We start from the raw sequence: 3618 nt of genomic DNA on the forward strand, positions 1-3618 counted from the left end.
CACCCGGCCCGGCCGGCGACCCGCTCCCCCGGAGGCCGCCGACCGGGCCGGTCCCCGACCGCGCGGGGTCCGGGCCGCGGGAGTGACCCGGCGACCGGCGCGGGAGGCCACGACGGTCCGTGGTGCGCACGGCTCCGGAACGAAGGACGTACCGGGCCCAGGGGCGGATCGACGTCGGGTCCCGGTCCGGTCGCGGTCCGTGATCCCCGCAGGTGACTCCCGCCGACGGCCTCGCCGCCGGCCCGTACCGCACGGCCGGGAGCGCCTGTGCCACCGGGCTGTAACAGCCGGTGGACAAGGTGGGGTTCGACCTCGTGGGCGTCGCGGGACGTATGTCAGGATTGGGGTTCGGAGCACATGGAACAGGTGCACCCAAGGGGGGCTTGATGTACGGCAGCAGGGGGGTCGGGGCGTTCGTCGGGGGGCGGACGTCCGCGGTGGTGCTGGGGGCGGCGCTGCTGATGACCGGGTGTTCGTCCTCGGACGACAAGGGGGCCGCGGACGCCGGCGCGGGGATCACCCAGCAGCCGAAGGAGTCCGACCCGTTCTGGGTCAACCCGGACGGCAACGCCGCACGGCAGGTCGCCCGACTGGCCGAGGACGGCAAGAAGTCGGAGGCCGACCAGATCCGCAAGATCGCCCAGCAGCCCGTCGCCGAGTGGATCAGCCCGGAGAACCCCGAGGAGCAGGCCCGCGGCTTCACCGAGGCCGCGGAGGAGGCGGACCGCACCGCGCTGCTGGTCCTCTACAACATCCCGCACCGCGACTGCGGCCAGTACTCGCAGGGCGGCGCCGCCGACGGCGACGCCTACCGCGCCTTCGTCGACAGCGTCGCCAAGGGCATCGGGGACCGTCCGGCGACCGTGATCCTCGAACCCGACGCGGTGCTGCACCTGGTGGACGGCTGCACCCCGGACGAGTTCCACGAGGAGCGCTACGACCTCCTCAAGGGCGCCATCGCCAAGCTGAAGGGCCTGAAGAACACCAAGGTCTACCTGGACGCGGGCAACGCCGGCTGGGGCGAACCCGACCAGATCCACGAGCCGCTCAAGTGGGCCGGCATCGACCAGGCCGACGGCTTCTCGGTGAACGTCTCCAACTACTACTCCACCGAGGACTCCATCGCCTACGGCAAGCAGCTCTCCGCCAAGACCGGCGACAAGCACTTCGTCATCGACACCAGCCGCAACGGCAACGGCCCCTACACCGAGGGCGCCGCGGACGAACGCTGGTGCAACCCTCCCGGCCGCGCCCTCGGCGAAACCCCGACGACGAAGACGTCCGACCCCCTGGTCGACGCCTACCTGTGGGTGAAGCGACCGGGGGAGTCGGACGGTGAGTGCAAGGGCGGCCCGAAGGCCGGCGAGTGGTGGCCGGAGTATGCTCTCGAACTTGCCCAGGGATCAACACCCTAGGGGCGCGGGGCCGTGACACCTGCGGCCACCGCCGCGTGGGTGCGGGAAACCACAGGGATCCCGCACCCAGGGCACAACCCGCGGGAGCGCTACGGCACCCGCACCCACTGCGCCTTGCTGGGCACGCCCTCCCCGTCGTTGACGAACAGCATGTACCACCCCGACTGGACCAGGTTCTTGTTCTCGGGCACCGTCACGGTGATCTTGTCCCCGTCCGCCTCGAAGTCCAGCGCGATCGACCGCTGGTCCACGTCCGTGACGTGCGTGGACGCGCTCGGCCGGATCAGCCGCGCGCTCTTGACCGACGCCGCGTCCGCGGAGGTGAACGTGGCGGACCCACCGCGCTCGATGGTCTTCGGCCCGCCCGACAGATCGGGCTGCTCGTCGTCCCCGTACAGGTACGGCGGCGTGTAGATCTCGATGCGCTGCTCGAACTCGCCCGGCTTGGTGTTGGCCTTGTCGGCGTAGAGCGAGTCGGAGCCGAAGACCATCACGCGGCCGTCGGGCAGCAGGATCGAGCCCGAGTGGTAGTTGCGGCCCACCAGCGGGTCGGCGACCCGCTTGAACTCGTTCTTCTCCGTGTCGTAGATCCGCGCCTCGAGGATGTTGGAGTCGCTGCGGCCCCGGTAGTCCTCCGAGCCGCCCGTGACCAGCACCTCGTCGTTCGGCAGGATCGACGCCTGCGGATAGCGGGTGCCCTTGTCCAGTGACGGTCCGTCGACGAACTCCGGGTCGTCGGCCTTGAGGTCGACGATGCGGGTCTTCTCGCTGGAGAGCTGGGACTCGCCGACCCCGCCGCCGCCGATCACCATGTACTTCTCGTCCTGCGCGGGCGGCAGCAGCACCGTGCCGGACGTCTCCATCATGTTCGGGTCGCTCAGCCCGGGGACCTTCTCGAACTTGTTGGTCTCCACGTCCCAGACGCCCGGGTCGCGGCCCACGTCGTCCGGTCCGTAGCCGGCGTTCGAACCCGAGTAGAAGACCTTGCCGTTCTGCATCAGGAACAGCGCCGGGTACGTCGGGAACTGGCGGACCTTCTCGGTGTAGGTCCACTCCTTGGTCTCCGGGTCGTAGACCTCGTTCTTGCCCGGGACGAGCTGGCCGATGTCGTCGAGGCCGGAGACGCTGAGGATCTTTCCGTCGCTCAGGGTGGTGAGCGTCGGGTACCAGCGGGCCTCCTTCATCGGGTCGACCTTGATGTACTTCTCGGCGACCGGGTCGAACTCGAAGGCGTCCCGGATGCCCTGGAAGTCCTTCTTGTCCAGGGCGAGCTTCTCGGCGATGCCGTACGTGTTGCGCGCGTCGGCGCCGGTCAGGCCGTGCACCTTGTAGTTGTCCTGGGTGCCGGTCTCGTACTTGGCGCCTTCCTTCTGCGCCTCGACGTAGATGCGGCCCACGCCCGGGGTGTTGCCCAGGAACTCGCCGGTCTCCGGGTCGAAGTTCTTCTCGGCGCGCGGGACGAGCACCGGGTCCTTCGAGACGAAGGTCTTGCCGTTCTCCTTGCCGGTGAACTTCGTGCCGGCGGGCAGGGTGATCGGCTTGTCCGGGTTCTCGTTGTGGACGATCATCAGGCCGCCGGCCTTCTTCACGTCACCCTTGAGCTTCTCGTACCGCTTGGTGCCGCCCGCGATCAGCAGATTGCCGTTGGCGAGCTGGGTGTGGCCGGTGCAGAACAGGTCGGTGGGCGTCGGCACCTTCTTGACGGTCCCCTTGACGGGGTCCCAGATCCGGGTGTCGTACCTCTTCGCGTCGAAGTTGTCCTGGTCGTTGCCCGACCCCGCGACGAGCAGCACCTTGCCGGTGCGCAGCAGCGCCGCGTGGATGGTGTTCTGCCGGTACTCCTCGGGGAACTCGACGATCTCCCACTTGCCGTTCTCGGCCTTGTACTCGGGTTGGTCGATCTTGTACTGGTGGTATTTCTCGGTGCTGAAGCGGTACAGCCACGGCCCGTTCATTCCAGCCAGCGCCAGCACCACCGCCGTGCCTATCGCGATCCGACGGGCGCGACGGCGGCCTGCACGGTCCTTCATTCCTTACGTCCCCCAAGTCCACCAAGGGCGATCTGCATGGTCTGGTCGTTCTCGGGGGCCGCGCCCCCGGTGCCCGCGGCGGGCCCGCCGTGCGAGGCGGCCCACCGGGGCCGCTCCTGCGGGGCGTGCTGCTGCTGGGGCATCTGCGGCGGCGCCTGCGTCCGGGGCTCCTG

The 3618-nt window shown here is 69.3% G+C and carries 2 protein-coding genes; one reads left to right on the plus strand and one right to left on the minus strand.

The window, feature by feature from the left end; translation table 11 throughout:
- The first annotated feature begins 386 nt into the window (after positions 1-386).
- Positions 387-1415, plus strand: coding sequence for a glycoside hydrolase family 6 protein (locus B7767_RS03580; protein ID WP_085570825.1), 1029 nt, complete (start codon positions 387-389; stop codon positions 1413-1415).
- 89 nt (positions 1416-1504) lie between these two features.
- Here B7767_RS03580 and B7767_RS03585 read toward each other — a convergent pair whose 3' ends face one another.
- The gene (locus tag B7767_RS03585; protein ID WP_085570826.1) at positions 1505-3445 is read right to left on the minus strand and encodes a galactose oxidase-like domain-containing protein; all 1941 of its coding nucleotides are present in this window, start codon (positions 3443-3445) and stop codon (positions 1505-1507) included.
- Positions 3446-3618: the final 173 nt, after the last annotated feature.

The sequence above is a fragment of the Streptomyces sp. 13-12-16 genome (assembly GCF_002114215.1).
Taxonomy (GTDB): domain Bacteria; phylum Actinomycetota; class Actinomycetes; order Streptomycetales; family Streptomycetaceae; genus Streptomyces.

Bases quoted from the DNA above. Each gene is read 5' to 3' on its own strand.
- B7767_RS03580 (WP_085570825.1), top strand. From the start codon at position 387: ATGTACGGCAGCAGGGGGGTCGGGGCGTTCGTCGGGGGGCGGACGTCC.
- B7767_RS03585 (WP_085570826.1), bottom strand. From the start codon at position 3,445: ATGAAGGACCGTGCAGGCCGCCGTCGCGCCCGTCGGATCGCGATAGGC.